At 65.4% G+C, this 26,426-nt stretch carries 27 protein-coding genes and 1 riboswitch; of the genes, 17 read left to right on the forward strand and 10 right to left on the reverse strand.

Going from position 1 to position 26,426, the window contains the following annotated elements:
- The first annotated feature begins 115 nt into the window (after positions 1-115).
- On the forward strand, positions 116-4,213 hold the full coding sequence (locus ACVISU_RS25850) for an ATP-binding protein (protein ID WP_456708759.1): 4,098 nt from the start codon (positions 116-118) through the stop codon (positions 4,211-4,213).
- Between the two features lie 24 nt (positions 4,214-4,237).
- Here the strand turns inward: ACVISU_RS25850 and ACVISU_RS25855 are convergent, their stop codons facing one another.
- On the reverse strand, positions 4,238-5,449 hold the full coding sequence (locus ACVISU_RS25855; RefSeq protein ID WP_456708760.1) for a cytochrome P450: 1,212 nt from the start codon (positions 5,447-5,449) through the stop codon (positions 4,238-4,240).
- 126 nt (positions 5,450-5,575) lie between these two features.
- On the opposite strand from ACVISU_RS25855, the gene ACVISU_RS25860 reads away from it, so the two are divergent.
- The 3 genes from ACVISU_RS25860 to ACVISU_RS25870 all read left to right on the forward strand — a co-directional run bounded on the left by ACVISU_RS25860 (position 5,576) and on the right by ACVISU_RS25870 (position 7,447).
- Positions 5,576-6,301 (forward strand): TetR/AcrR family transcriptional regulator, encoded by a 726-nt coding sequence (locus tag ACVISU_RS25860; protein ID WP_050405407.1) that lies wholly within the window; start codon positions 5,576-5,578, stop codon positions 6,299-6,301.
- Positions 6,302-6,364: 63 nt separating this feature from the next.
- Positions 6,365-7,246 (forward strand): DMT family transporter, encoded by an 882-nt coding sequence (locus ACVISU_RS25865; RefSeq protein ID WP_050405406.1) that lies wholly within the window; start codon positions 6,365-6,367, stop codon positions 7,244-7,246.
- A 60-nt stretch (positions 7,247-7,306) separates the two neighbouring features.
- Positions 7,307-7,447 carry a hypothetical protein gene (locus ACVISU_RS25870; protein ID WP_157113291.1) on the forward strand — a complete coding sequence of 47 codons (141 nt, stop codon included), beginning with the start codon at positions 7,307-7,309 and terminating at the stop codon, positions 7,445-7,447.
- A 25-nt stretch (positions 7,448-7,472) separates the two neighbouring features.
- On the opposite strand, the gene ACVISU_RS25875 is transcribed toward ACVISU_RS25870, so the two are convergent.
- Positions 7,473-7,712, reverse strand: coding sequence for a hypothetical protein (locus ACVISU_RS25875; RefSeq protein WP_050405405.1), 240 nt, complete (start codon positions 7,710-7,712; stop codon positions 7,473-7,475).
- Between the two features lie 320 nt (positions 7,713-8,032).
- Between ACVISU_RS25875 and ACVISU_RS25880 the strand changes: the two genes are divergently transcribed.
- Positions 8,033-8,227, forward strand: coding sequence for a hypothetical protein (locus ACVISU_RS25880; protein ID WP_050405404.1), 195 nt, complete (start codon positions 8,033-8,035; stop codon positions 8,225-8,227).
- A 68-nt stretch (positions 8,228-8,295) separates the two neighbouring features.
- Positions 8,296-8,356, forward strand: a riboswitch (Fluoride riboswitch).
- Positions 8,357-8,579: 223 nt separating this feature from the next.
- Here the strand turns inward: ACVISU_RS25880 and ACVISU_RS25885 are convergent.
- Complete coding sequence (locus tag ACVISU_RS25885; RefSeq protein WP_456708761.1) at positions 8,580-8,834, reverse strand: hypothetical protein; 255 nt, start codon at positions 8,832-8,834, stop codon at positions 8,580-8,582.
- Between the two features lie 167 nt (positions 8,835-9,001).
- Between ACVISU_RS25885 and ACVISU_RS25890 the strand changes: the two genes are divergently transcribed.
- The 6 genes from ACVISU_RS25890 to ACVISU_RS25915 all read left to right on the forward strand — a co-directional run bounded on the left by ACVISU_RS25890 (position 9,002) and on the right by ACVISU_RS25915 (position 12,232).
- Complete coding sequence (locus ACVISU_RS25890; RefSeq protein ID WP_050405402.1) at positions 9,002-9,223, forward strand: hypothetical protein; 222 nt, start codon at positions 9,002-9,004, stop codon at positions 9,221-9,223.
- Positions 9,224-9,305: 82 nt separating this feature from the next.
- Positions 9,306-9,986 (forward strand): transglutaminase-like domain-containing protein, encoded by a 681-nt coding sequence (locus ACVISU_RS25895; RefSeq protein ID WP_050405401.1) that lies wholly within the window; start codon positions 9,306-9,308, stop codon positions 9,984-9,986.
- Positions 9,987-10,025: 39 nt separating this feature from the next.
- Positions 10,026-10,952, forward strand: a complete 927-nt coding sequence (locus tag ACVISU_RS25900; RefSeq protein ID WP_456708762.1) for a DMT family transporter — start codon at positions 10,026-10,028, stop codon at positions 10,950-10,952.
- A gap of 81 nt (positions 10,953-11,033) precedes the next feature.
- The gene (locus tag ACVISU_RS25905) at positions 11,034-11,210 is read left to right on the forward strand and encodes a hypothetical protein (protein ID WP_456708763.1); all 177 of its coding nucleotides are present in this window, start codon (positions 11,034-11,036) and stop codon (positions 11,208-11,210) included.
- 139 nt (positions 11,211-11,349) lie between these two features.
- A complete protein-coding gene (locus tag ACVISU_RS25910; RefSeq protein ID WP_172803513.1) occupies positions 11,350-11,523 on the forward strand; it encodes a hypothetical protein in 174 nt (57 codons plus the stop codon).
- Positions 11,524-11,839: 316 nt separating this feature from the next.
- A complete protein-coding gene (locus tag ACVISU_RS25915) occupies positions 11,840-12,232 on the forward strand; it encodes a hypothetical protein (RefSeq protein ID WP_050405399.1) in 393 nt (130 codons plus the stop codon).
- Between the two features lie 94 nt (positions 12,233-12,326).
- Here ACVISU_RS25915 and ACVISU_RS25920 read toward each other — a convergent pair whose 3' ends face one another.
- From ACVISU_RS25920 to ACVISU_RS25930, 3 genes are all read right to left on the reverse strand, one after another.
- Entirely contained in the window at positions 12,327-12,779 is a 453-nt protein-coding gene (locus ACVISU_RS25920; protein WP_456708764.1) for a hypothetical protein, read from the reverse strand.
- Between the two features lie 118 nt (positions 12,780-12,897).
- On the reverse strand, positions 12,898-13,269 hold the full coding sequence (locus ACVISU_RS25925; protein WP_050405397.1) for a DUF883 family protein: 372 nt from the start codon (positions 13,267-13,269) through the stop codon (positions 12,898-12,900).
- Positions 13,270-13,405: 136 nt separating this feature from the next.
- Positions 13,406-14,518 (reverse strand): AI-2E family transporter, encoded by a 1,113-nt coding sequence (locus tag ACVISU_RS25930; protein ID WP_456708765.1) that lies wholly within the window; start codon positions 14,516-14,518, stop codon positions 13,406-13,408.
- Positions 14,519-14,727: 209 nt separating this feature from the next.
- Here ACVISU_RS25930 and ACVISU_RS25935 point away from each other — a divergent pair, with 209 nt between their 5' ends.
- From ACVISU_RS25935 to ACVISU_RS25945, 3 genes are all read left to right on the forward strand, one after another.
- The gene (locus ACVISU_RS25935; RefSeq protein WP_456708766.1) at positions 14,728-15,558 is read left to right on the forward strand and encodes a L,D-transpeptidase; all 831 of its coding nucleotides are present in this window, start codon (positions 14,728-14,730) and stop codon (positions 15,556-15,558) included.
- A gap of 25 nt (positions 15,559-15,583) precedes the next feature.
- The gene (locus ACVISU_RS25940; RefSeq protein WP_456708767.1) at positions 15,584-16,213 is read left to right on the forward strand and encodes a DUF2865 domain-containing protein; all 630 of its coding nucleotides are present in this window, start codon (positions 15,584-15,586) and stop codon (positions 16,211-16,213) included.
- A gap of 114 nt (positions 16,214-16,327) precedes the next feature.
- A complete protein-coding gene (locus ACVISU_RS25945) occupies positions 16,328-16,483 on the forward strand; it encodes a Thivi_2564 family membrane protein (RefSeq protein WP_021076357.1) in 156 nt (51 codons plus the stop codon).
- Between the two features lie 419 nt (positions 16,484-16,902).
- Here ACVISU_RS25945 and ACVISU_RS25950 read toward each other — a convergent pair whose 3' ends face one another.
- Entirely contained in the window at positions 16,903-19,065 is a 2,163-nt protein-coding gene (locus ACVISU_RS25950) for a malate synthase G (RefSeq protein WP_456708768.1), read from the reverse strand.
- Positions 19,066-19,205: 140 nt separating this feature from the next.
- Entirely contained in the window at positions 19,206-20,435 is a 1,230-nt protein-coding gene (locus tag ACVISU_RS25955; RefSeq protein ID WP_456708769.1) for an MFS transporter, read from the reverse strand.
- Positions 20,436-20,515: 80 nt separating this feature from the next.
- Here ACVISU_RS25955 and ACVISU_RS25960 point away from each other — a divergent pair, with 80 nt between their 5' ends.
- Entirely contained in the window at positions 20,516-21,517 is a 1,002-nt protein-coding gene (locus ACVISU_RS25960; protein ID WP_456708770.1) for an AraC family transcriptional regulator, read from the forward strand.
- Between the two features lie 143 nt (positions 21,518-21,660).
- Here ACVISU_RS25960 and cysC read toward each other — a convergent pair whose 3' ends face one another.
- Together cysC and cysD are read right to left on the reverse strand one after the other, a co-directional pair.
- Positions 21,661-23,580 (reverse strand): adenylyl-sulfate kinase, encoded by a 1,920-nt coding sequence (gene cysC / locus ACVISU_RS25965; protein ID WP_456708771.1) that lies wholly within the window; start codon positions 23,578-23,580, stop codon positions 21,661-21,663.
- Positions 23,581-23,604: 24 nt separating this feature from the next.
- Positions 23,605-24,399: a sulfate adenylyltransferase subunit CysD gene (gene cysD, locus ACVISU_RS25970; RefSeq protein WP_050405391.1), complete on the reverse strand. Its 795-nt coding sequence runs from the start codon at positions 24,397-24,399 to the stop codon at positions 23,605-23,607.
- Between the two features lie 247 nt (positions 24,400-24,646).
- Here cysD and cysG point away from each other — a divergent pair, with 247 nt between their 5' ends.
- Complete coding sequence (cysG, locus tag ACVISU_RS25975; protein ID WP_456708772.1) at positions 24,647-26,098, forward strand: siroheme synthase CysG; 1,452 nt, start codon at positions 24,647-24,649, stop codon at positions 26,096-26,098.
- Positions 26,095-26,412, forward strand: a complete 318-nt coding sequence (locus ACVISU_RS25980; RefSeq protein WP_050405389.1) for a DUF2849 domain-containing protein — start codon at positions 26,095-26,097, stop codon at positions 26,410-26,412. Before cysG ends, ACVISU_RS25980 begins: the two co-directional genes overlap by 4 nt.
- The last annotated feature ends 14 nt before the right edge of the window (positions 26,413-26,426 follow it).

The raw sequence follows: 26,426 nt of genomic DNA on the forward strand, positions 1-26,426 counted from the left end.
TTTTTCTTTGCTAGCCCGGATTGCTGCCAGGCGTCGGGCGGCCGGTAGAGCGCTTAGGAACTGACATTGTCAGCAAGAGTTTGCTTTTCATTGTTTGGGCTTGGCGGGAGCCGTTGTGTCGAGATTACCAACCCCGGCGACATTGCGTGGCGTGACCAGCGAACATCTCTTCATCGGTAGCAGCGAGCTCGCTGGCCTCCTCAGGAATCGGGATTGGGCAGGCACATCGCTGGGGCCGCCCGAGGTGTGGCCGGAAAGCCTCAAGACTGCGGTGCGCATCATGCTCACCTCGCAGCAGCCGATCTGGATCGGCTGGGGCAAGGAGCTGACCTTCCTCTACAACGATCCCTACAAATCGATCATCGGCGGCAAGCATCCGCGCGCCCTAGGCGAGCCGACCCGCGTGGTGTGGCGCGAGATCTGGGATGACATTGCGCCGCTGCTCACCAAGGCGATGAGCGGGAGCGAGGGCACCTATGTCGAGGCCCAATTGCTGATCATGGAGCGCAACGGCTTCCCCGAAGAGACCTACTACACGTTCTCCTACAGCCCGATTCCCGATGCCGACGGTCTGCCTGCCGGAATCTTCTGCGCCAATACCGACGATACGCAGCGCGTGATCAGCGAGCGGCAGCTCTCGCTTCTGCGCGAGCTTGCCAGCCGCGCGGCCGAGGCGCGAAGCGTCGGCCAGGCTTGCGAGCGCAGTGCCGCGGCACTGGCGACCGATCCTCAGGACTTGCCTTTCGCGATGATCTATCTGATCGATCAGCAGGAGCAGGTTGCGCGGCTGGCCGCGACCAGCGGCATGGACCGGCATCATGTCGGGGTGAAGCCGCAGCTAGCGCTCGACGGCAGCGAAGCGTGGCCGGTCGCCGACGTGCAGGCGAGCCGTGACGGCGTGCTGGTGCAGGACCTGAAAAGCCTGTTCGGTCTCGATTTCCCTTCCGGCGGCTGGCGCCAGGCGCCGGACCAAGCCGTCGTGCTGCCGGTGCTTGCTGCCGGTGATGCGGTCGCCGGCTTCCTGATCGCGGGGCTCAATCCATTCCGCGTCTACGATGAACGCTACACGAGCTTCCTCGGGTTGGTATCGGCGCAGATCACCGCTGCAATCAACCATGCACAGGCCTATGAGGAGGAGCGCCGCCGCGCCGAGGCGCTGGCCGAGATCGATCGCGCCAAGACCACTTTCTTCTCCAATGTCAGCCACGAATTCCGTACGCCGCTCACCTTGATGCTGAGCCCGCTCGAAGAGCTGATATCCAAGGCGGACGAGCATCTACCGCCAGAGCAGCGTTCGCTGCTCGACATCGCACACCGCAACGGTCAGCGTCTGCTGAAGCTGGTCAACACGCTGCTGGATTTCGCGCGCATCGAGGCGGGTCGGAGTTCCGCCACATACGAGCCGGTCGACCTTGTTGCGCTGACGTCCGACCTCGCGTCGAGTTTTCGTTCGACTGTCGAGAAGGCCGGGTTGAGTCTTCTGATCGAGACCGAGGCACTCCCGGAGCCCGTCTATGTCGACCGTGACATGTGGGAGAAGATCGTCCTCAACCTGCTCTCGAACGCGTTCAAGTTCACATTCGATGGAGAGATTGCGGTCTCCATCATGACCTCGCCCGACGGTACTGCGGCCGAGGTCGTCGTGAGTGACACGGGGACCGGCATTCCGGCGTCAGCGCTGCCGCACATATTCGATCGGTTTCAGCGCGTCGAGGGCGCGCGCGGCCGCTCTTTCGAAGGAAGTGGTATCGGCCTTGCGCTGGTACGGGAACTGGTGAAGCAGCATGGCGGGCAGATCCGGGTCGACAGCGAGATCGATCGCGGGACCGCTTTCACCATCGCGCTGCCGTTCGGAACGGCGCATCTTCCGGCCGAGCAGATCAGTGCGGGCAATGCGGCCGCCTCGAGCAGTGTTCGCGCACAGGCCTATCTCGATGAGGCGATGGGATGGCTGGCTGGCGGTGACCCCGGCGATCGACCTGATCCATCCTCATCGGAGGATCTCGGTTTCGCAGCGCCTGCGGTCGCTGGACGGCGGCAACGCATCCTGCTCGCCGACGACAATTCCGACATGCGCCAATATGTGCGCCGCCTGCTCGCGCCGCTCTATGACGTTGAGGCGGTTGAAGATGGGCAGGCCGCGCTGGAGGCGGTCTGGCGGCAGCGGCCCGACCTCGTATTGAGCGACATCATGATGCCGCGCCTGGATGGCATCAGCCTCTTGAATGCGCTGCGCTCCGACCGGGACCTGAAAGGGCTGCCGGTCATCTTCCTGTCGGCACGCGCAGGTGAGGAGGCGAAGGTCGAGGGCCTGCAGATCGGCGCCGACGATTATCTCGTCAAGCCATTCAGCGCGAGGGAGCTGCTGGCGCGCGTTGCCGCCAACCTCGAACTGTCCGGCTCACGGGCGGAGCGTGCCGTGCGGCTTGAAGAGGAGGCGCACGTCCTCGAGCTCTTGAACAAGGTCGGCAGTGCGGTGGCGGGCGAACTCAATCTCGATCGTGCTGTCCAGATCGTCACCGATGCGGCGACCGAGTTGACGGGCGCTGCCTTCGGCTCGTTCTTTTACAACGTGATCAACGACACGGGTGAGAGCTACATGCTTTACACCCTGTCCGGCGTGCCGCGCGAGGCGTTCTCGCGGTTTCCGATGCCGCGCAACACGGCGGTGTTCGCGCCGACCTTCAATGGCGACGCGATCGTGCGATCCGACGACATCCTGAAGGATCCCCGCTACGGCAAGAACGATCCGCATTACGGGATGCCGAAAGGGCATCTGCCGGTGCGTAGCTATCTTGCGGCGCCCGTCGTGTCGCGCTCCGGCGAGGTGCTGGGTGGGCTGTTCTTCGGCCATCCCGAGCCGGGCGTCTTCGGCGATCGTGCCGAGCAGCTGATCGCCGGTATCGCCGCGCAGGCGGCGACCGCGATCGACACCGCGCGGCTATTCCAGGCCGCTGAGCGCGAGGTCGCCGAGCGGCGCCGCGCCGAAGCCGCGTTGCAGGCCCTCAACACGACGCTGGAGCAGCGGGTCGTGGAAGAAGTCCAGGAGCGGACCAAGGCCGAGGAGCAACTGCGACAGATCCAGAAGATGGAGGCCGTCGGCCAGTTGACCGGTGGCATCGCTCACGACTTCAACAACATGCTGGCGGTGATCATCGCCGGCCTCAATCTGATCCAGCGCAAGCTTGCGAAGGGCGAAAACGATGTCGAGCGTTTCGTGGAGGCCGCCGTCGACGGCGCGCAGCGCGCCGCGGGCCTCACCCAGCGCCTGCTTGCGTTCTCGCGTCAGCAGCCGCTCGCGCCGGTGACGCTTGACGGCAACAAGATGATCTCGGGCATGGCCGAGCTGCTGGCACGCACGCTTGGCGAGACCATCGGTCTTGAAACCGTGCTGGCCGCGGGCCTGTGGCGGGTTCGCGCCGATTCCGGCCAACTCGAAAACGCCATCCTCAATCTCTGCGTCAACGCCCGCGATGCGATGCCGGGTGGCGGCAAGCTCACGCTGGAGACCGCCAACAGCTATGTCGACGAGGTCGCGGCGAAGGCATATTCGATTCCGCCCGGCCAGTACGTCATGATCGCCGTGGCGGACAACGGCAGCGGCATGACCGAAGGGGTCATCGCCAAGGCGTTCGATCCGTTCTTCACCACCAAGGGGGTCGGCAAGGGGACCGGACTCGGCCTCAGCCAGGTCTATGGCTTCGTGCGCCAGTCCGGTGGCCATGTGAAGATCTATTCGGAAATCGGCGTCGGTACGACCGTCAAGATCTATCTGCCGCGGTACCGCGGTGAAGCGGGCCCGGACCTTGTCAGGCGTGCGCCGATCGCTTCGTATCGCGGCCACAACAACGAGGTGGTCCTGGTGGTCGAGGACGAGGACCGCGTGCGTGGCGTTTCCGTCGAGGCGCTGCGGGAGCTCGGCTACACCGTGGTCAGTGCCGCCAATCCGCACGAAGCCCTGCAACTCCTCGATGGCGGGCTTTCGGTGGCGTTGCTGTTCACCGACGTGGTGATGCCCAGCATGTCGGGCCACGATCTCGCGGTACGGGCGCGTGAGCGCATCCCGGGCCTTAAGGTGCTTTACACCACCGGCTACACCCGCAACGCCATCGTCCACAACGGCATCCTCGACCCCGGCACCAATCTGCTGCCGAAGCCGTTTTCGATCGACGAACTGGCGACCAAGGTGCGCGAGGTCCTGGACGGGATCTAGCGGCGGATCCGCCGCTTTCGCGGCCTATTTGGGCGTGACGTGGACCGGCATCGTGCTGAGCGCCCGCAGGCCCGAGCTGCCGCGGAACGCGACCGGACCGGCAATCTCGAACTGCCTGACGCGGGCGGCGAGCGCTGCAATCACGGCTTCCGCCTCCAGCCGCGCCACCATCTGCCCGACACAGCCGTGAATGCCGACACCGAAGCCCATGTGCCCGGAGAGGCGCCGCCTGACATCGAACCGCTCGGCATGCTCCCACCGCGTCTCGTCGCGGTTGGCGGAAGCAAGCAGCAGCAGCACCTTTTCATGCTTCCCGATCGCAACGCCGGCGATCTCGGTGTCATGCGGCGTGGTGCGGAACACGAACGGCGCCGGCGAGTCGAAGCGCAGGGTCTCGTCGAAGGCGGCGCGCGACAGCGACGGATCGGCTGCAAGCAGTGCCCATTGCCCTGGATGGCGCGCCAGCGTGTACAGCGCCATGCCGATCGCGCTGATCGTGGTGTCGAGCCCGGCCGAGAGCAGCGAACGCACCAGCAGCTGCGCTTCTTCCGCGCTGATCTCGCCGGCGTCGGCCGCCTCATAAACCTGCGCGCCGAAGCTGCCAGGGCGCAGCGCCTCGCGCTGACAGCGCGCCGCGACCCACGGCAGCACGCGCGGCGCCTCTTTCATCAGGCCGCGGAAGTAATCGTTCTCCGGCCCGAAGCCCGCAAACACCATCGCGCCATAGGTCAGGAAGTTCTCGCGGCCTTCCCGGTCGATGCCGAGCGCGTCGGGAAACACGCTGACCGGAAACACCTCCGCGACGTCCTTGATCGCATCGAACGAGCTGCGTGCCACCAACCCGTCGACCAGCGTTGCGGCCTTCGCCTTGAAATCATCCGCGAGCCGATGCATCGCGCCGGGCGAGAGGATCCGCGCCAGCACGGCGCGGGTCCTTGTGTGCAGCGGCGGATCTGCCTCCAGGATGATGCTCGGCGGCCGCCACGGCTTCTCCTTGAAGTGGTTGGCAAGCCCGGCGCCGCCCGCGTTGCTGAATTTGACATGGTCGCCGAAGATCGCCTTGACCTCGGCAAAGCGCGGCACCGCCCAGATATCGTACTTGGTCAGGCGAACCACCGGCGCCGTAGCGCGCAGCTCCGCATAAATGCCGTAGGGATCGGCCCGCGTCGCCGGACTGAACGGATCGAAATCGCTGCGGACGATATCGGCGGCAAGGGGACTCGCATGCGCGCTCATTGCATCCTCCCGTGTTGTGCGATCAGTTAATTGACCATAGTCAATTAACTGAGGTATGGCAAGAGCGAGCCTCGTTTCGATTCCATCGGGACGGAAAAGCCTCTAGGACATGGCCAGGAGACGGCAATGTCGATCGAGGAGCAAGCCAGCAAGGGTGCGCGGCGCTTTCAGCGCAGGGCGCGCCAGGATGCCGACAAGGAGGCGCTGAAGGCGTTGATCCTCGCGACCGCGCGCAAGGAGTTCGCCGCCGGCACGCTCGAGACCGTCTCGATCCAGAAGATCGCCGACGCGATCGGCTACTCCAAGGGCACCGTCCTCAAATATTATCCAACCAAGCTGCTGTTGCTGCTCGCGGTGAAGCAGCAGAATCTCGAGGCGGTGGCCGAGCGCCTCGAACGGGTCCGCGCGCAGACCGCCGACAGCGAGCAGCGGCTGCGGCGCGTGATGGAGACCTATCTCGATTACTGGGCCGACAACCCCGATCATTTCCGTTCGCTGTTCTCGATGTCGGGGACGGTCGAGGACCGCCGCTTTCCCGACGGCGTCTATTTCGGGGAGACCGAGATCGCGCGCCGCAGCTTCGAGCTGTTCGTGATCTCGGTGCGGGAATATCTGGCGGCGCATGGCGCCGAGCCTGCGCCGGGCCTGCCGCAGCGGCTGGCGACCGCGCTGCTCGCGGCGACCCATGGCGTGGTCGCGCTGACGCTGGGCACGCCGACCATGAAACTGCCCGACATGCGCGGGACCGGGCGCCTCTTGATCGCAAGCCTGATCGATGCCTGGACCAGCAGACTTGCCGTCGCACGGAAAAGCGACGGCTGGCCGAAGATCGCGATCGGGACCTTTGCCTGAGAGGGTGGTCCGCATGCGCGATGCGATGTGGCATTGCGCGCCTCCCCCTGTTAAGCGCGGCCGATGGATACGACGCAACGCGACCGAACGATCGGCTTTCTCTGCCTGGTGGCGACGGCCTTCGGCTGGGCCCTGAACTGGCCGCTGATGAAGCTGCTGCTGCAGCAATGGCCGCCGCTGTTCGCCCGCGGACTCGCCGGCACCTGCGCCGCGGTGATCCTCGCCACGCTGGCGCTGGCGCGCGGCCAGTCGCTCGCGGTGCCGTGCGAGGCGGTCCCGCGGCTGCTGTTCGCCTCCTTCACCAATGTCTTCGCCTGGATGGGTTTTGGCACCATCGCGATGAAATTCGTCACGGTCGGCGAGGGGGCGTTGCTCGCCTACACCATGCCGATCTGGGCGATGCTGTTCGCCTGGCCGGTACTGCACAGCCGCCCGACGCTGCGGGACCTGGCGGCGCTGGTGCTCGGCGTCGCCGGCGTCGCGCTCCTGCTCGGCGGAGGCGGTTTTGCGTTCGGCGCCGACAAGCTCACCGGCATCGCGCTGGCGCTCGCCTGCGCCACCCTGTTTGCGCTCGGCAACGTGCTGAACCGCAAGCCGCTGCCGATGCCGCCGCTTGCGGTGGTGGCCTGGCAGGTCGGCATCGGCTGTCTGGTGATGCTGCTGCTCGGCGTTCTGTTCGAACATCCGAACTATGCCGCGATCACGCCGTTCGGCCTCGGCTGTCTTGCCTACATGACGCTGATGCCGATGGGCATTTGCTATCTCACCTGGTTCGAGACGCTGCGCCGGCTGCCGCCGACATCGGCGTCGACGGGGATGCTGTTGGTGCCGGTCATCGGGGTGATTTCGGCCGCGATCATCCTCGGCGAGCCGCTCGGCCTGCGTGAGATCGGCGCGATGGCGCTGACACTCGGCGGCGTGACGCTGGCGCTGCAGCGGGCGTGAATTGCCGGTCGAAGGAACCGACGTTCACGCGACGCGTTCTTCTGAAAAGGGAGCTTGGCCATGCGCAAGGCGATCGCGCGGCTTGATGCGGAGCAGAAGGCGCAGCTGCTTTATCTCGTAGATCTCGGCACGGCGATGTTCACCTCGGCACTCGTGGTCTGCACCCTGAAAGCGGTCGTGGACCTGTTCGTCGCCGGTTGAACCGTCGGACCAGCGCAACGCGCCGTCACTTGCTCGGCGCGTCCTCCTGTGTGTGCCCTTCGGGCCCTCGATCGAACACCCCGTACTCGCTGGATTTCACTCCGGCTGCGGCATCGATACCGGTGCCAGCGAGACCGAGCTTGAGCAGTTCGCGGACCGCCGCGGCGCGGGTCGGCATGCGGTGCTTGAAGCGGAAATCGTCGAGGGCCGATAATTCGTCGGGAGAAAGCATCACTTGAAGACGTTCAGCGCGAAGCTCATTCATCGCAAACCGCCAAGAATTAGTTAGTTGAGCAGTTTGCTAAACAAACCAAGTGGCAGCGGGTTCCCCAAACCTGTAAAAAGACGCCGATTGAGTATATTTATCAAGCAATATCAATGTCTTACGTAAAATATTGAGGAACGATCCGGCGCCCATCCCGTTGTCTGGCGGGAGTGCTGCCATGACCAACCACGTCAAGCTGCCCCGCAAGCTGTCGGAGGAACCGGAAGCCCCAAAGCCGCGGCGTCCGAGCCACGCACGGGTCATCGACCAACTGGACCGCTGGGCCAATAGTCCCGGTCTGCAACCGCCAAGGACGAGTGATGGAGAAGACGATTCGAAAGCGGAAACGGTCTGAACCCCACACCTTCGAACAGCGTCTCGAAGAGCACCGGGTGCGGCTCGAGAGCCAGCTCGCGGAGTTGCCGAGCGGCGCCGAGCGCGATCAGATCGCCGCGCGGATCGAGCAGCTGCGCACAGCGGTCGAGCTGAACGCGATGCTGTCGACGCGCGAGTGACGACGACAGCGGCGCCGCGGGGACTCCTTGCCCGTCGCGCCGCTCGTCCCCTTCCCCGCGTTGATGGGGATGCTGATGGGGATCGAGTCCTCCGATAACCGCCACGTGGCTGATGACTCGTACCGGGCGCGACAGCGTCCGCAGGAGCATGCGCCACTGCCGATCCGCTGCGTGACCCTGCGAACGAGAAGGGCGCAGAATGGCGGAGCTTCCCGGTCTTCCCTGTTCGGCGGGCGTCCGCGGCCCGATGGTCAACGACGCGCCTCCGCTTTTCGTCATCCCGGGCAAAGGCTTCGCCTCCGCGCGAGGATGACTGGTCAACAGACAAACGGATACACCATCTCGCCAGACGCTAATCGGTGGGGTGGCGGCCGGTGCGCGGATTCAGCGGTGCGGTCGGCGGCCGCCGCAGCGCTTCGGGAAGAAACGCCTCGCCACGCCTGGGCAAGGCTTCGGCGCGGACATCGGCGGCCCATTGCGCGCGCTCGTGCGGCGTCTGGTTGTCGTCGAACGTCCGCTTCACGTCGAGCCCGCCGACCGGGTCATTGACGCCGTGTTGGCTGGCGGGATGATCGGCGCCGTTGTGGATGTCACTGGAATTGCCCATCGCGGCCTCCTCGCCTGGTCACTTCCGACCAACGTGGCCAGCGCGAGCGCCGTTCCAAAAAGTGAAGGGCGCAGGTATCGTTTACTGCGGGAATCCTTGGCGTGCGCGGGGGCAGCCGGTAGGATGGAACCCGGAGCGAGGTCAGGGACCAAGGGAAGACCGGAGAAATGAAGCATGTCGACGTCGCGGTGATTGCTGCCACGCTGTGGCTGCTGGCGTCGATGGTGCTGGACATCCTGACGCCGAAGTCGATCACGGTGTTCATGATCGCTGCCGCGCTTGCCCCGCCGTTCCTGATCGGGATCGGCATCCATTTCGCGCGCGAATATTTCAAGGCGAAGCGGCGCAGCTACCGGCCGCCGCAACTGGACGAACGCTTCAAGAACTGAACGGCGAGAACGGAACGGCAGCTCTGCAATGCGGCTGCACGTGCTGCATTGAACTGCGTCCATGGCTTGCTAAGCTTGCGCCATGACCGAGCATCTCCCCGATACGATCAGCCGCCTCTACACCGACCCGGGCGAATATGTCGACAGCGATCATCCGGCCGTCGAAGCGTTCGCCCGCGCCGCCGTCCCGGCCGGCGCCAGTGCGCGCGAGATCGCGAGCCGGCTCTACACCGCGGTGCGCGACGGCATCCGCTACAACCCCTATGTCAGCATGCGCTCGGCGGAGAGCTACCGGGCCTCCAGCGTGCTCGCCGCCGGCAACGGCTATTGCGTCGGCAAGGCGGCGCTTTATGCGGCGGCCTGCCGGGTCCACGGCATCCCGGCGCGGGTCGGCTTCGCCGATGTCCGCAACCATCTCACCACCGAGAAGCTGCGCCAGAGCATGGGCTCCGACCTGTTCAGCTGGCACGGCTTCACCGAAGTGTTCGTCGACGGCGCCTGGCGCAAGGCGACCCCGACCTTCAACGACACGCTGTGCGCCAAGCTTGGCGTCAAGCCGCTCGATTTCGACGGCCATTCCGACGCGCTGCTGCATCCCTTCGATGGCGCCGGGCGAGCCTACATGCAGTATGTCAACGACCACGGCAGCTATCACGACGTCCCCGCCAAATTCCTGATGCGCGAGATGGCGCGCGAATACGCCAACATGCAGGGCGAGGACATGACCGGCCGCGACATGGAGCGCGAGGCGGCGCAGCGATAGCGGGCGCGTGCCCTGCGCACCGGCTGAGGGGGCGGTGTCATGGATGCGGAGTTGCCGAAGGCGCCCGTCAGCCGTCCGGCCTCAGGCTGGGAGGACGCGGTCGCGCTGACCGGATTCATCCTGGTCGCGGTCGGGCAGGCCTCGAACCAGGTGCTGGCGCGCGGCCTTGCCGGCTCGGTGCCGCCGTTCTCGCTGGCCTTGTTCCGCTGGAGCATCATCGCCATCGGCCTCGCGCCGTTTGCGATCGCTGCAGTCCGGGACGGCAAGATCCCGCTGGCGCGGAATTTCTGGCCGATCCTCGCCGCAGGCTTCCTCGGCATGTTCCTGTGCGGCGGCCCGGTCTACATCGCCGGCATCACCACATCAGCGATCCACATCGCGCTGATCTTCGCGCTGTCGCCGATCATGGTGCTGCTGATTTCGGCGGCGCTCGGCATCGAGCATATCGGTCCGCTGCAATGGCTCGGCACCGCGTTGGCGCTTGCAGGCGCGCTGCTGATCGTCTCCGGCGGCCATCTGGAAACGCTGGCGCAGTCGAGCGCGGCCTGGGGCGACCTCTTGGTGGTGTGCGCGATGCTCGGCTGGTCCGGCTATACGATCGTGCAATCACGCGTCGCGCCGCGCGCCTCGCTGCTGGCGCGGGTCAGCCTGTTCGCGGCGGCCGGCGCGCTGTGCTCGCTGCCGCCGGCACTTCAGGAGATGTGGGCGACGCCGGCTGCGGTTTTCAACGTCCGGGCGCTTGAGGCCTATGTCTTCGCCGGCATCGTTCCGGGCCTGCTCGCCTATGCCGGCTTCGCCTGGCTCGGCGCAAGGTTCGGCTCGGTGCGGACGTCGCTCGTGCTTTATGTCGCGCCGATCGCGAGCGCCCTGTTGGCCTGGATCATCCTCGGCGAGCCGCCGAGGCTGATCCATCTGGTTGGCGGTTTGCTGATCCTCGGCGGCGTCTGGGCGAGCCTGCGCAAATAGATACCCGGCCTTCCCGCTGCAACCTTTTCCGGCCTCGCGCATTGAATCCAACGTTGATTCAAGAACTTAGTTGGAGGTCGCATGAATCTCACTCCCGAGCAGCGCAAGGTCCGTGACGCACAGCGTCAGCAAGAGGCGTCGCAGGCGATGAAGGAGCATCGCGCCAACGAGAAGGCGTTCTACGACAACTTCCAGCGTCTCAAGGCCGAGCGGCAGGCGCGCGAAGCCGGGGAGCCGCGGAAGACCGGTTCGAGATAAGCGCCGGACACCACGACCATCATCCGGATTGTCCGGGTTCGACATGCCGAGAAGGAGCGGAAGCTAAGGGGGCGAGCACGGCGCAAGCGGGTTCGCCCCAATGACGAGATGAAATCTCCAGGCTTATGGAGGACGTCAGATGTATTTTGCCGATAAGAAAACGGTCACTTGCAAATGCGGCGAGGCCTTGAGCGAATTGATGCTCGTCGACGACCAGACAACCGGAATCAAGTTTCACGTCGGCCGTTGCCCGTCATGCCGTGAAGTGACGGTTGTTCGATCCCAGGACACACCATCGGGCGATGATGCCTGAGGTCGGACCGCGGTCCTGCAACGCCTAGCTTCAATTTGCGAAGGATGGACAGTCCGCCTGACGCATCGTTCGCGGCGCTCAGAAAAAGAGCAGGGCGCGACCGGCATCACCACGGTCGCGCCCTACGTCGCCGGTCAATGGGGCAGGGGGAATAACCGGCTGTTGTAACGACTCGCAGACCCACGACTCGTTCCGTGCGAACCAAAATTTTTTCGTACACGGTTAAGTGATGGCTGGACGCGAGAACCCCACAGGTTTCGTTCGCGTTGTGTCCGTGATCGCCAAAGGGAATTTCCGTGGGGCGAGGGACATTGCCATGTCAAAGATTCAAAAAGGAATTTTCGCTGCGTTGGCGGCTTCACTGACGCTTGGCGCGGTTCAGTTGGCGTCCGGCCACGATCTCATCGGCGGACAGCAGGTCACCACCGCATTGGCGCCGGAGAGCGCGGTCAATCGCGCCGCCAAAACGGATCGTGCCGTGGCTCCGATTGCCGCCCTGCCGAGCCGGACCGTCGCGCTTAAGCTCGATCGGCTTCCCGATACTTCGGTCCTGGTCCGCGTTCCCGTGGCGCGGGAAGAAGCCCGCAATCGTCCCGCAGCGCCCGCCCGGGCGCGGCCCGGCGACACTCGCAAGGTGGCCTGCGAGCCGGTGGTCAGCGTCCTGACCGAAGTGGCCAAGCTGCTGCAGCCCGGCCGCTGCGTGACCTGAGAACCCCTTGCACGACGTCGTCGCCCGGCTTGAACCGGGCGATGATGACGGTTGGGCGGTGCTGGCTTCGCGTCCCGAGGGAGAAACGCTATTCCTATTCCTCTTCCTCCGCCTCCTCGCTGCCGCGGGCGGCGCTGCGGCTTGCCATCAGGCCGAGCGCGAGGCCGCCGACCGCGAGGATCGGGATCAGCCGCTTGCCGCCGATGGCGCGGGCGATCTGCAGGCCGGTGGCGATCAATGCGGGGTTGGCGAGCATCGTCGCCGCGGCGGATTTGGCGGCCTTGGCCGCCTTCTCGGCACGCCTCTGCATCTCGCGCTTGCGCACCGTGTAAACGACAATGACGATCAGCGTGACGACGAGGAACACCGCGGCGCCGGACAGGCATGCTTCCACCGCACCGTAGTGCTGCAGCACATAGACGAAGGCGGCCGCGCACAGGAAGGCGATGGTGATGAGCAGCGCGACCGCGGCGGCGGCCGCAAGCGACGTCAGCCGCAACGCGCTGCCGATGGATTGCTTGACGTCATCGATCAGCCGCTGAAGCATTGACCAACCTTGCCCTGAAAAGTCCTGCTTTGAACCTTGCCCTGAAAAGCGCATCGACGAACGCGGTGGCGGCGTGCCAGCGCTGCCATCGCGTCCGGAACGGTGGTTTGCGCATGACCTAGCGCCGCCAGGTGACACCGATCAGAAAGCCGAGGCCGAGCGCCAGGCCGACGGTCGCCAGCGGCCGCTGCGTGATCACCTCTTCCAGCGTTTCCTCGATCGACGATGCAGCCTCCTGTGCCGCGCCCATCATCGCGCTGCCGCGCTCGGTCACGTCGTCGAGCGCCTCTTCCGCGTTGGCGCGCGCGTCCTTGTAGCGGCGGCGGGCCTGCTTGCCGGCGTTGTTGGCGAACGAATTGAGCGCGTCGGTGATCTGTTCGGTGAGAGCTGCGATATCGTTCTTCACGGCAGTGACATCCTTTTCGAGGCGTTCGTAGGTCGCTTTGTCCGTCATGTTCTTGATCCCAAATGTGCTGTCCGTGCTCGACATCGAAAGCTCCCGGAAAACGTGTGTGTTCGGAGAAAAACGCTTCGCACCGCTCAAGGTTCCAGGTACGAAACCGGCTTTGTGGTTCGACGCGTTTTCTTCACGCGAACCGGTGCCCACTTCGCTTGAAAACGCTTTGTTAGCCTTCAGGCAGCTGCGGCGAATTGACAGGTATCAAATGCTCTTTAACGATCAGCGCCACGATCAGCAGCGGCGACGACAGGAAGGCGCCCATCGGGCCCCACAGCCAGGTCCAGAATGCGAGCGCGAGAAACACCGCGAGCGCATTCAGCGACAGCCGGCGGCCGACGATCGTCGGCGTCACGAAATGCCCTTCCATGAAGGTCACGACCGCAAAGCAGGCCGGTGCGATCAGCCCCGCGCCGATGGTCGGCGCGGAAATGATGCCGACCGCGACCAGGACCACGAACATCGCGATCGGACCGATGATCGGAATGAAGTTCAGCGTCGCGGCGAGCGCGCCGAGCCCGGCCGGATTGGGCGTGCCGGTCGCCGCGCAGATCACGCCGGTGACGATGCCGACGCCGGCATTGATCATGGTCACCGTCAGCAGATAACTGCCGAGATGGACCTCGATCTCGTTGAGCATGCGCAGCGTGCGCAGCCGCGCCGCGCGATCGCTGAAGGTCATCACCAGCGCGCGGCGCAGATCCGTCCAGCTCGCGATGAACAGGATCAGAGTGGCGATGAACAGCAGGAATTCGGCGAAGGTCGGTGAGACGAATTCCAGCGTCGGCTGCACCCATTCGAATTTCGGCATCTGCAGCGCGGCCAGCGTATCGGAGCCGCCGACCATGCTCTGCAGTTCCTGCCACAGCGCGAGCGGCCGGTCGAACACATGCAGCTTCTGCTTCAGAATCGCGCCGAGTTCGGGCAGCCGCGAGCTCCATTGCATCACCGGCGAGGCGATCAGCCCGACCATGAAGCTGACGGCGGCGCCGACCGCAATCACGATCAGCACGGCGCCGAGCGCACGCGGAATCCGGTAGCGCTCGAGCAGGCTCGCCGCCGGCGACAGCATGGTGCCGACGATGAAGGCCATGGTGATCGGCAGGAAGACCGCGCGCGCCAAATAAAGCACCGCCACCACGACGATCACCAGCAGCGCGACCAGCGCGAAGGCTGTGACCTCGGCGCGGCTGATCACCGGCGGCAGTTCGGCTTTGCTGTCGGGGAGGGGCGTGCCTTCGGGCGCGTTGCCAAGCCTACGTTCACCCGGAAAGGCGCGCACAAGACTCCTCCCGAATGGGGACAAATGAATTTGCGTCAAACTGCGCACGACAACGGCGTCGCCCCGGCAATGGTTCCATCGCGCTCTCGTGAGGGCCGGCGGGTTGACAATCGCGACTTCGCGACGATTCGCAGCGGAACTGTCTGACGGTCACGTGCGTTGGTCTGGCATCGCATCACCATGATGCGCATCCCGTCCAGGGGCAGCACATGACACAGCAGTCTCTCTCCAGCCGCCGGCTTGCGTCGCGCGCCGCGCGCACCGTTGCTCGTAATCTTGCCTTCACCAGCATCCTCTTGGCGACGCCGTTCATGGTCGCCAATTCGGCCAGCGCCCAGGTCCGCTCTTCCGCGCTGGGCTATGCGTCGACCCAGACGGGCGGATTTCCCTCCGACGAGGTGATGAGTGATCCTTCGGCCGCGGCCACCGAGGACGGCGCGCTGCCGGAGCGGCTGCGCCGCACCACCGTCGCGCTCAACACGTCGGAGGCGCCCGGCACCATCATCATCGATACCGGCAACACCGCGCTCTATTATGTGCTCGGCGGTGGCCGGGCGATCCGCTACGGCGTCGGCGTCGGCCGCGAGGGCTTCACCTGGGCTGGCACCCAGACCATCAGCAACAAGGCGGAATGGCCGGACTGGCATCCGCCGGCCGAGATGATCAAGCGCCAGCCCTATCTGCCGCGCTTCATGGCCGGCGGCCCGGGCAATCCGCTCGGCGCCCGCGCGATGTATCTCGGCTCCAGCGAGTACCGCATCCACGGCACCAACGATCCCTCGACCATCGGCAAGTTCGTCTCCTCGGGCTGCATCCGCCTGACCAATGAGGACGTCACCGACCTGTTCAATCGCGTCAATGTCGGCACCAAGGTCGTGGTGCTGCCGAAGAACGGGCCGCATCTCGCCGCCCGCGAGCTCGGTCCGAGTACGACGCAGATCTCTGTCCGCCCCGCGCCGATGCAGCCGCGCCCCGCCGTGATGACGCTGCCGTCCGGTCGTCAGGCGATGAACATTCCGACCGGTGCCTCGTTGTACTGAGGAGTGTTGTGGCGCGAGGTCGGTGATGGTGAAACGACATTCCAGGCGGTTGGCGTTCGGGGCGGCGGCATTGCTCGGACTTTCGCTGGCGCCCGCGGCGCAAGCCCAGGATTTCTTCTCGCAATTGTTCGGCGGCTTCATGCAGGGCCGCCCGCCGGTCATCCGGGTGCCGTTCGATGATGGCCCGGCGCCGGTGCCGCGGACCGAACGCCGCGCGCGCTATGACGGCGGCCAGGCCTATTGCGTGCGCACCTGCGACGGCCGTTATTTCCCGCTGGCTGCGACCGGCAACCAGAGCAAGGCGGAGAGCTGCAACAGCTTCTGCCCGGCGAGCGCGACCGAAGTGGTCTATGGCGGCAACATCGACAACGCCGCGACCGAGGACGGCAAGCCGTATTCCGAGCTGCCGAACGCATTCCGTTATCGCGACGAGATCGTCTCGGGCTGCACCTGCAACGGCAAGGACCCCGTCGGGCTCGCCGCGGTCAAAATCGAGGACGATCCGACCTTGCGCAAGGGTGACATCGTCGCCGGCAAGGACGGGTTGATGTCGGTCGGCCGCCCCGACCGCCGCGGTGCGTCGCTCAACTTCACGCCGGCGCCGGATCGCATCCGCGCCAGGTATGAGCGCGCGCCTGTGCTGGCGCGCGAATAGCCTCGCTTGCGCAAGTGGCGGCCAGCCTCGGTTCCGTCATCAGGAACCGACCTTCCCTTCGCACGTTAGCAAACTGCGAACAGCACATTCACCGATGCCATCAGGGGGCCCCGCATGCTCGTCGGCGTACTCGTCACTTTCCTTGTCATTATTCTGGTTCTTTATCTCATCAACATGTTGCCGCTCGACGGCCGCGCCAAGCAGATCGCGCGCGTCGTGGTCATCATCATCGGCATCGTCTCGCTGCTGAAGTATTTGGCGGTTTTCTAGCTTCGTCGCTTCGCTCCTCGCAATGACGTGGATGCACCGCCGTCATCGCCCGGCCTGTACGCAATTGCGCACATGGACCGGGCGATCCGGTAAGCCGCGGCGTTTCGGCTCAAGCACTGCGGCCTTTGGAATACTGGGTCACCCGCCTGCGCGGGTGATGACACTGAGCAAGCAAAGCAATCACGCCGTCACCCCCGGAGCCGCCAATGGCGCATCCCGCGTACAGGCTGCACAATTTCGGAATAGTATAATGTTACCGCTGATATGCTCGACGAGGCAGGTTGCCGGGCCCGCCGGCTACTGTGCATGGGGTTGTTTTCGATATTTTGGTTGGCCGCCCCCTGCGACGGCGGGCGCGGCGCCAAAAAAAGCCCCGGCTCGCGCCGGGGCTTTGCTCAATCGTTGCGATCGCTCGCGGATCAACCCGCAGCCTTGGCCTCGCGGCGGCGCGCGGTGAGGATGTATTCGGTGTAGCCGTTTGGCTGGGTGCGCCCCTCGAAGATCAGGTCGCAGGCCGCCTTGAAGGCCACGCCGTCGAATGAAGGCGCCATCGGCTTGTAGAGCGCATCGCCGGCGTTCTGCTTGTCGACGACGACGGCCATGCGCTTCAGCGATTCCATCACCTGATCCCGGGTGATGACGCCCTGATGCAGCCAGTTCGCCAGATGCTGGCTCGAGATGCGCAGCGTGGCGCGGTCTTCCATCAGGCCGACATCGTGGATGTCGGGCACCTTGGAGCAGCCGACACCCTGGTCGATCCAGCGCACGACGTAGCCGAGGATGCCCTGGCAGTTGTTGTCGATCTCCTGCTTCACATCGTCGGGCGCCCAGTTCGACTGCGACACCGGAATGGTGAGGATGTCTTCGAGCTTGGCGCGCGGCCCGCCTTTGGCGAGCTCCTGCTGGCGGGCGATCACGTTGACCTGGTGATAGTGCAGGGCGTGCAGCGTGGCTGCGGTCGGCGACGGCACCCAAGCGGTGGTGGCGCCGGCCTGCGGATGGCCGATCTTCTGCGCCAACATGTCGGCCATCTTGTCGGGCGCGGCCCACATGCCCTTGCCGATCTGGGCATGGCCGGGCAGGCCGTCGATCAGGCCGTTGTCGACGTTCCAGTCCTCATAGGCCTTGATCCAGGGCTGCGCCTTCATGTCGTTCTTGCGGATCATCGGACCCGCTTCCATCGAGGTGTGGATCTCGTCGCCGGTGCGGTCGAGGAAGCCGGTGTTGATGAACATGATGCGCTTGGAGGCGCGCTGGATGCAGGCCTTGAGGTTGACCGTGGTGCGGCGCTCCTCGTCCATGATGCCGACCTTTAGCGTGTTCTCCGGCAGAGAGAGCATCTTCTCGACTTCGGCGAACAGGTCGCAGGTCAGCGTCACTTCGTCGGGACCGTGCATCTTCGGCTTGACGATATAGGCCGAGCCGGTGCGGCTGTTCCTGACCTTGGAATTGCCCTTGAGGTCGTGGATCGCGAGCAGGCCGGCGACCGCGGCGTCGAGCAGACCTTCGGGAATCTCCTCGCCCTTGGCGTCGAGCACCGCGTCGGTGAACATGTGGTGGCCGACATTGCGCATCAGCAGCAGGCTGCGGCCGTGCAGCTTCAGCTCGCTGCCGTCGGGCTTCTTGTAGACGCGGTCGGGATTGAGCGAACGGGTCAGCGTCTTGCCGCCCTTCTCGAAATCGGCCGACAGCGTGCCGTTCATCAGGCCGAGCGTGTTGCGATAGACCAGCACCTTGTCCTCGGCGTCGACCGCGGCGACCGAGTCCTCCATGTCGAGAATGGTGGAGACCGCCGATTCCAGGATCATGTCGGCGACGCCGGCCGGATCGTCCTTGCCGATGACGTGGCTGCGGTCGATCTTGACCTCGACATGCATGCCGTTGTTGACGAGCAGGATCGCGGTGGGCTGGGCGGCATCGCCCAGATAGCCGGCGAACTGGGCGGCGTTCTTCAGCGCGGTCGAATTGCCGCTCTTCAGCTTGACCGAGAGCTGGCCCGCGATCACGGCATAGGAGGTCACGTCGGTGTGGCTTCCGGTCGCGAGCGGCACGGCGGCGTCGAGGAACGCCTTGGCCTTCGCGATCACCTTGTCGCCGCGAGCCTTGCTGTAGCCACGGCCAGTCTCGCTCGGATCATGCGGGATCGCATCGGTGCCGTAGAAGGCGTCGTACAGCGAACCCCAGCGCGCGTTGGCGGCGTTCAGCGCGTAGCGGGCGTTGGTCAGCGGCACCACGAGCTGCGGGCCGCAGATCTTGCCGATTTCCTCGTCGACATTGGCGGTCTCGACCTTGTGGGTCGCGGGCTCGGGCAGCAGGTAGCCGATGTCCTTGAGGAACGCGGTGTAGGCGTTGATGTCGAAGGCCTTGCCCTTGTTGGCGCGATGCCAGTCGTCGATCTTGGCCTGCAAGGTGTCGCGGACCGCGAGCAGCTCGCGGTTCTTCGGGCCGAGCTTCTGGATGATGGCGGCGAGTCCTGCCCAGAACGCGTCCGGCGCGATCCCGGTTTTCGGCGTCGCCTCCTTGGCGATGAAATCGAACAGGACAGGGGCGATCTTCAATCCATGGGCATCGACACGAGTCATGATGGGCTTTCTCAAAGAAATGGGGCGTTTAGGCGCTGCTTTCGAGCGAAATCAGCAAAAAACGCGCCAAAGGGCCGCGTTCACGGCCCTTTTAGCCTTAAAGCCACGGCTCTGAGAAGGCCCCTTTCCCCGAGTGCCGCTCAGGGCGCCCTGGTCCGCACCTTGCTGGCGATCAGCAATGCGGCGAGCACCAAGGGAATGGCACCCGCCACGAACACGGCGGCCGCGCCCATCACATCAAGCACAAGGCCGCCGCCCGCTGCGCCCATGGTGATGCCGAGAAAGATCGAGGCCACGGTCAGTCCAGTGCCGCTTTCGGTTTCATCGGGCACCATGCGGGTGATCCAGGTCGTGGTCGCGACCGGCACGCCGCTGAAGGCGAAGCCCCACAGCGCGACCAGCGCGAGCGCCGGAATGACGTCCTTGCCGTAGACCGAGAGCAGCAGGCCGAGCGCGCTGATCGCCAGCGGCATCGCGATCAGCGTGAGCTTGAGATTGCGCTCGGCCATCAGCCCGCTGGCGAAGGAGCCGACATAGTTGGCGACGCCGAAAGCCAGCAACGTTGCCGCGACGCCGGCCGCGCCAAGTCCGGTCACGCTTTCAAGGAAGGGCCGGATATAGCCGAAGTAACCGAAGTGTCCAGTGAACACCAAGGTTGCCGCCAGGATGCCGGCACCGATCCCCGGCCGTGTCAGGATGTCGACCAGGGTGTCGAGCCCGGCTTCTCCCTTCGGCGCCAGACGCGGCAACGCAAGCGCCTGCACGACGAACACTGCTGCGCCCAATGCCGTCGCGAGCAGGAACACGATGCGCCAGCTCGCGACCTCGCCGAGATAGCTGCCGAGCGGAACGGCGATGATCATCGCAGCGGGAATGCCGCTCATCACGATCGACAACGCCCGTGCAACCAGCGATGGCGGCACCAGCCGGATTGTTGTCGCCGCCGCCATCGCCCAGAAGCCGCCGATGGCGAGGCCGAGTACGATGCGCGCGGCCAGCAGGAACGTGATGTTCGGCGCCAGCGCCACCAGCAGGTTGGAGATGACGAGGAGAATCGAGAAGCTCAGCAGCACCGGCTTGCGATTGAAGCTGCGCGTCAGTCTCGGCGTGAACAGCGCGCCGACCAGACCGGCGAGCGAGGTCGCGGTCACCGCCTGGCCGGCAAGGCCCGGACTGACACCGAGGTCCCTCGCCATCGGCGTCAGCACGCCGGACGGCAGGAACTCCGCCGTCAGCAGTGCCGTGACTCCAAGCATCATGGCAACGACGGCGCCCCAGGCGGGCTTGTCAGCAACCCCGAGCGCGACGTCGCCCGGCATCAGCGCAACGGCATCGGCCTGCGCCAGGGCGGGGTCCACTTCTTGATCCATTGACCGAAACTTCCATCCTATGTTGCACCGCCGCAGACATAGGCTGGAGGTTTTGGACAAGCTATGCCATAAACACCCGAATGTTTGATCGTTCGTCCAGATCGTCCGCCGCCGATACGACTGACGCCGCCATCGACCTGGTCAGCGAATTGCTGCTCGGTATGCGGCTTGAGGGCGTTCACTATCGTCGGGTCGAGACGCGAGCGCCGTTCGGGTTTCGCTTCGAAACCCCGTACGGGCGGGCGCAATTCCACTTCGTTGCCCATGGCACGGCACTGCTGCGCTACGCCGACGCGACGTTGCTTCCGCTCGGTTGCGGTGATGCGATCTTCCTGCCACGCGGCGGCGCGCATGATCTTGTCTCGGGGCCGGATGAGCCGAGTTGCGACGTCGAGAGTTTCGAGACCAAGACGCTGTGCGGCAATGTCGATGTGACGTCGGCCTGCCCGGAAGGATGCCCGCAGGACGATCAGGTCCTGGTCTTCAGCGCCTGCATGAATTTCGATCTCGGCGGCATGCGCCCGCTGATCGCGCTGATGCCGGAGGTGATGCGGGCCGACACGTTGCTTGTGCGCCAGCCGGAAATCGAACCGATGCTGAAGGCGATGGAACGCGAGACCTGCACGCCGCGGGCCGGCTCGGTCGGCGTGATGGCGCGTCTCGCCGACGTTCTTGCCGCGTCGATCGTGCGTGGCTGGGTCGAATGCGGCGGCGACACCGCGATGGGCTGGTTCGAGGCCTTGCGCGATCCACGGCTCGGCCGCGCGATCGGCGCGCTGCACCGCGCGCCCGGCCGCAACTGGACTGTCGCTGAACTGGCGGCGGAGGCGGGCTGCTCGCGCTCGCTGTTCGCCGAACGCTTCCAGTCGATGACCGGGCAATCGCCACTGCGCTACCTTGCCGAACTGCGCATGCGCCTAGCGACGCAATGGATCGAGCATGAGCGCCAGCCGATCGATGTGATCGCGCAGCGGCTCGGCTATGCATCGCAGGCGGCCTTCAGCCGCGCGTTCAAGCGTATCACCGGGCAATCGCCGGGGATGGTGCGGAACGCGGGCGGGAGCCGCCGCGCGGCGGAATAGGCAACCGAACCGATTCCTTTGACACCGCCGTCATGCCCGCTTCAAGCGGGGCATCCAGTGCGCCGCGGCCTTTCCGCTTGAGCACCGGCGTCTATGGAATACTCGGTCGTCCGGTCGAGCCGGACGACGACAGTTGAACAAGGTTAGATATTCGCCGCGAGGTCGGACACTTCGTCGAACAGGATGCCGGTCTCTGCCAGCATCCGCTCGATCTCGTCGGTGGCGTCGCTGACCGAGCGGTTCGAGGTGTCGATGGTCAGTTCATTGCCGGTCGGCGGCTGGTAGTCGTTGGTGATGCCGGTGAAGGACGGCAATCCGCCGGAGCGCGCCTTGGCGTAATGACCCTTGGGATCGCGGGTCTCGCAGATCTCGGCAGGCGTCGCGACATAGATTTCGCGGAACGCGCTGTCGGCGATGCGGCGCGCCGCCGCGCGGTCGGCGGTCGAGGGCGAGACCGCGGCGACGATCGCGATATGGCCGTTGCGCGCCAGATGGGTCGCGACCTCGGCGAGGCGGCGGATGTTTTCGCTGCGATCCTGCGGCGAGAACCCGAGATCATTGTTGAGGCCCGCGCGCAGCGTATCGCCGTCGAGCAGAATGGGCGAGCCGCCATTGCTGAACAGCCGCCGCTCCAGCGCCCGCGCCAGGGTCGACTTGCCCGAGCCGGGCAGGCCGGTCAGCCAGACCACCGCGCCATTGTGATGATAGCGCGCCGAGCGCTCGTCCGGCCGCAGCGCGGATTCCACCGGCACGATGTCGATCGGCACCGCAGGCCGGCCGGCGTCGACCGACAGCACGAGGCCGCCGCCGGCGATGCGGCCGTTGACCTCGATCACGAGGCGCCCAGTGCGTGGATTATCGGTATAGGGATCGGTCGCAACCGGCTGTGCCAGCGAGATGTCGATCTCGCCGACATGGTTGCGCGCGATCGCGGTGTTCTCTTCGTTGGACAGTGCGCCGGGATCGATCGCCTTTTCGATCGCGACCACGGTGGCGCGGGTTTCCTTGGTGCCGAGCCGGATCAGGATCTGCTCGCCCCTGGTCAGCGGCTTGTCGTGCAGCCAGAAGATCCGCGCGCGGATGCGGCGGGTGTCGCGCGGGCTTTGCCCGCTATGTCCGATGATGTCGCCGCGCTCGAGGAACAGCTCGCGGTCGAGCGTGATGCCGATCGAGCGCCCGGCGCCCTGGGGGCCGTCGACCGGTGTCACCGGCCAGCTCTCGACCGTCTTGATCCTGGCGATCTTGCCCGTGGGCATGATGACGATCTCGTCGCCGGCCTTCAAGCTGCCGGACTCGACGCGGCCCGCCACGATGCGGCGGTCGTCGAACTTGTAGATCGCCTGCACCGGCAGACGCAGCGGCAGTTCCGCCAGCGGCCTTGCCGGCTCGAGCGCGTCGAGCGCCTCGACCACGGTCGGTCCCTTGTACCATCCGATCCGCGGCGTGTGTTCGGCAACGCCGTCACCGTCACGCGCGGAAATCGGGACCACGGCGGTCGGCGTCACGCCGAGACCGATCAGATGCGACGAAATCTCGGCGCTGATCTCCTTGAAACGGTCGGCGCTGAAATCGACCCGGTCCATCTTGTTGACGACGACCGCGACCTGCTTCACGCCGAGCAGATGCAGGAGGTAGCCGTGCCGGCGCGTCTGCGAGCGGACGCCTTCGAGCGCGTCGATGATCAGCACCGCGCCGTCGGCCTGCGAAGCGCCTGTGATCATGTTGCGCAAAAACTCCGCGTGGCCGGGCGCGTCGATCAGCACGACGTCGCGCGAGCGGGTGCGGAAACGGATCTGCGTGGTGTCGATGGTGATGCCCTGGTCGCGCTCGGTCTGCAGCGCGTCGAGCAGGAACGACCATTCGAACGGCATGCCGCGCCGCGCGCTGACCGCTTTCAGCATTTCCAGCTTGCCGTCCGGCAGACTGCCGGTCTCATGCAGCAGGCGGCCCACCAAGGTGGACTTGCCGTGGTCGACATGGCCGACGATGACGATGCGCACCTGGGGACGCGTGGTGCCGTTGGGAGTTGCCGAGATCGAGGCGGTGGGGAGAATCATATTCATCAGAGCACTCACGCCAGACTGGGATCAGAGATAGCCGGCGACACGCAGCCGCTCGAACGCATCCTCGGTTTCGTGGTCGAGCGCGCGGCCGGCGCGCTCCGGAATCCTGGTGTTCTCGAGTTCAGCCAGGATTTCGTCGATGCTCGATGCGGTCGACGCCACCGGATTGGTGATGTCCTGATCCCCCAGCGAGCGATAGCGCTTGCCGTCCTTGGCGAGATAGAGCGGAATGATCGGAATGCCTTCGCGCTTGGTGTAGGCCCAGATGTCGGCCTCGGTCCAATGCAGGATCGGATGGATACGCAGATGCGCGCCTTGCGGCGGCGAGGCGTTGAAGTGATCCCAGAATTCCGGCGGCTGGTCGCGCACGTCCCATTCGCCTTCGAGGCCGCGCGGTGAGAACACGCGCTCCTTGGCACGCGTCGCCTCCTCGTCGCGGCGGATGCCGGCGATCAATCCGTCAAAGCCATACTTGTTGAGTGCGAGCTTCAGCCCCTCGGTCTTGCGCGCCGCGGAGCGCGCCGCCGGCGGCAGGGTCGGGTCGACGCTGTCGATCGGCGGGCAGGGCTCGACGCGCAGGTCGAGATCCCATTCCTTGCCGAAGCGATCGCGGAACTCATACATTTCCGGAAACTTCTTGCCGGTGTCGACATGCATGGCCGGGAACGGGACGCGGCCGAAGAACGCCTTGCGCGCCAGCCAGATCATGACATTGGAGTCTTTGCCGAGCGACCACAGCAGCGCGAGCTTCTTCAGCCGGGCGAACGCCTCGCGCAGAATGTAGATGCTCTGGGCCTCCAGCTCATCGAGATGATCCATGGACGGGGGCGCCTGATGGGCGGGAATCCCCGGCACGGAAGATGCACTGCTAAGGGCTGCGGACCGCGTTCCGGCAGCGACGGATTCGTTGTCGAGAAGATGCATCTCTTGGCCTTGGCCTGTGGAGTTGAAAATTCTAAAGTTGCGCCGCAATAGAGAAGAAATAATTTTCTCTTTGTCGGGCTTGATCGAGAGATAAATAGAAAATAATTTCAGTCAACCCCCAAATTGGGGAAGCGAGTGTCTGATGCGATATCTGCCGGTGTTTCTGGATCTGCAAAGCGGCAAGGTGCTGCTCGTTGGAGCGGGCGAGCTCGTGCGCGCCAAGCTGCGGCTGCTCGCAGCTGCCGGTGCCGCGGTTCGCTGGTACGCCACCGACGGCAATCATGAACTCGCGGGCATCGCGGCGGAGGACGCCGCGCGCATCGAGCACGCCGAGGGCGATCCGCTCACAGCCGATCTCTCTGATGTCATCGCCGTGCTCTGCGCCGGCGCAGGCGACATCGGTATCGCGATGTCGGTGCGCGCCAAGGCGATCGGCCTGCCGGTCAACGTGATGGACGACCTCGTACATTCCACCTTCATCATGCCCGCGATCGTCGATCGCGGCGATGTCGTGGTCGCGGTCGGCACCGGCGGCACGTCGCCGGTGGTGGCGCGGCGCATCCGCGAGAAGATCGAGGCGGTGCTGCCGGCGCGGATCGGCGATCTCGCCGGCTTCATCGGCCGCTTCCGCAAATCGATGCATGCGCGGATCGAAGAGTTTCCGCTGCGCCGCCGCTTCTGGGAGCGCATCGTCGACGGCCCCGTCGGTGCGCTGGTGCTGGCCGGCCGCAGGGACGAGGCCGAGCAGGCCCTGAATGCGATCGGCGATCCCGCCGCATTCGCTGGCGCTGATCGTGAAGGCAAGGCCGTTGGTCATGTGACCTTGGTCGGCGCCGGTCCCGGCGACCCGGATCTGCTCACCGTGAAGGCGCTTCGCGCGCTGCAGGACGCCGACGTCGTGTTCCATGACGAATTGGTGTCACCTGAAATTCTCGACCGCATCCGGCGCGATGCGACGCGGATTCCGGTCGGCCGCCGTGTCGGCAAGCCCGGCATCGGCCAGGACGCGATCAACCGCCTGATGATCGAGGCCGCGCAGTCGGGTCAGCGTGCGGTGCGGCTGAAGGGCGGCGATCCCTTCATCTTTGGCCGCGGCGGCGAGGAAATCGAGGCGCTGCGCGACGCCGGCGTCGCCTACTCCATCATTCCCGGCGTCTCCGCCGGCCTCGGCGCGGCCGCGCAATTCGAGGTGCCGCTGACCTTCCGGCACGAGGCCCTGCGCATCACCTTCCTCACCGCGCACAAGGCGCGCGATGCCGAAGTCGTCGACTGGTCGGTGCTGACAGACAAGAAGATGACCGTCGTCGTTTACATGGGCATGACGGCGGCGCCCGCGATCCGTGAAGGCATGCTGGCCGCGGGCCGCTCGCCGGAGACGCCGGTCGGCGTGTTCGCGCGCGTGACGCGGCCGGACGCCAAGGCGGCGGTCGGCACGCTGGCGCGGCTGCCCGAGCTGGTCAAACAGGTCGATGGCGGTCCCGCCGTTCTCATCATCGGCGACGTGGTCGCGCATTCCGCGCCGTGGAGCCGATCCAACGTCACCCAATTGTTCTCCAACCAGATGTTCTCCGAACTGCTGAAAGCTGCCGAATGACCTCTCCGCTCGAACAGAAGAAAATCAGGATCACCGGCCCCTCGGTGGTGACCGCCAACCGGACCTGGGATGGTGCCGTCGTGTACCGAACCGCCAAGCACGGCTGGTCCACCGAACTCTCCGACTCCGCGATCGTGACGACGTCTGACGAGGCCCGCGCGCTTTTGGCCGAGGCCACCGCCGACGACCTCGGCGCGGTCGGGCCCTATATCGCACCGGTCGAGCTCAAGGATGGCGGCAAGGTCAAGCCGGGCAACCTCCGCGAACACATCCGCGCCAAGGGCGTCACCATCGATCTCCAGGTTCCCGCGTAAGGCGCGCCGGCGTA

Source organism: Bradyrhizobium sp. USDA 4452 (genome assembly GCF_054063575.1).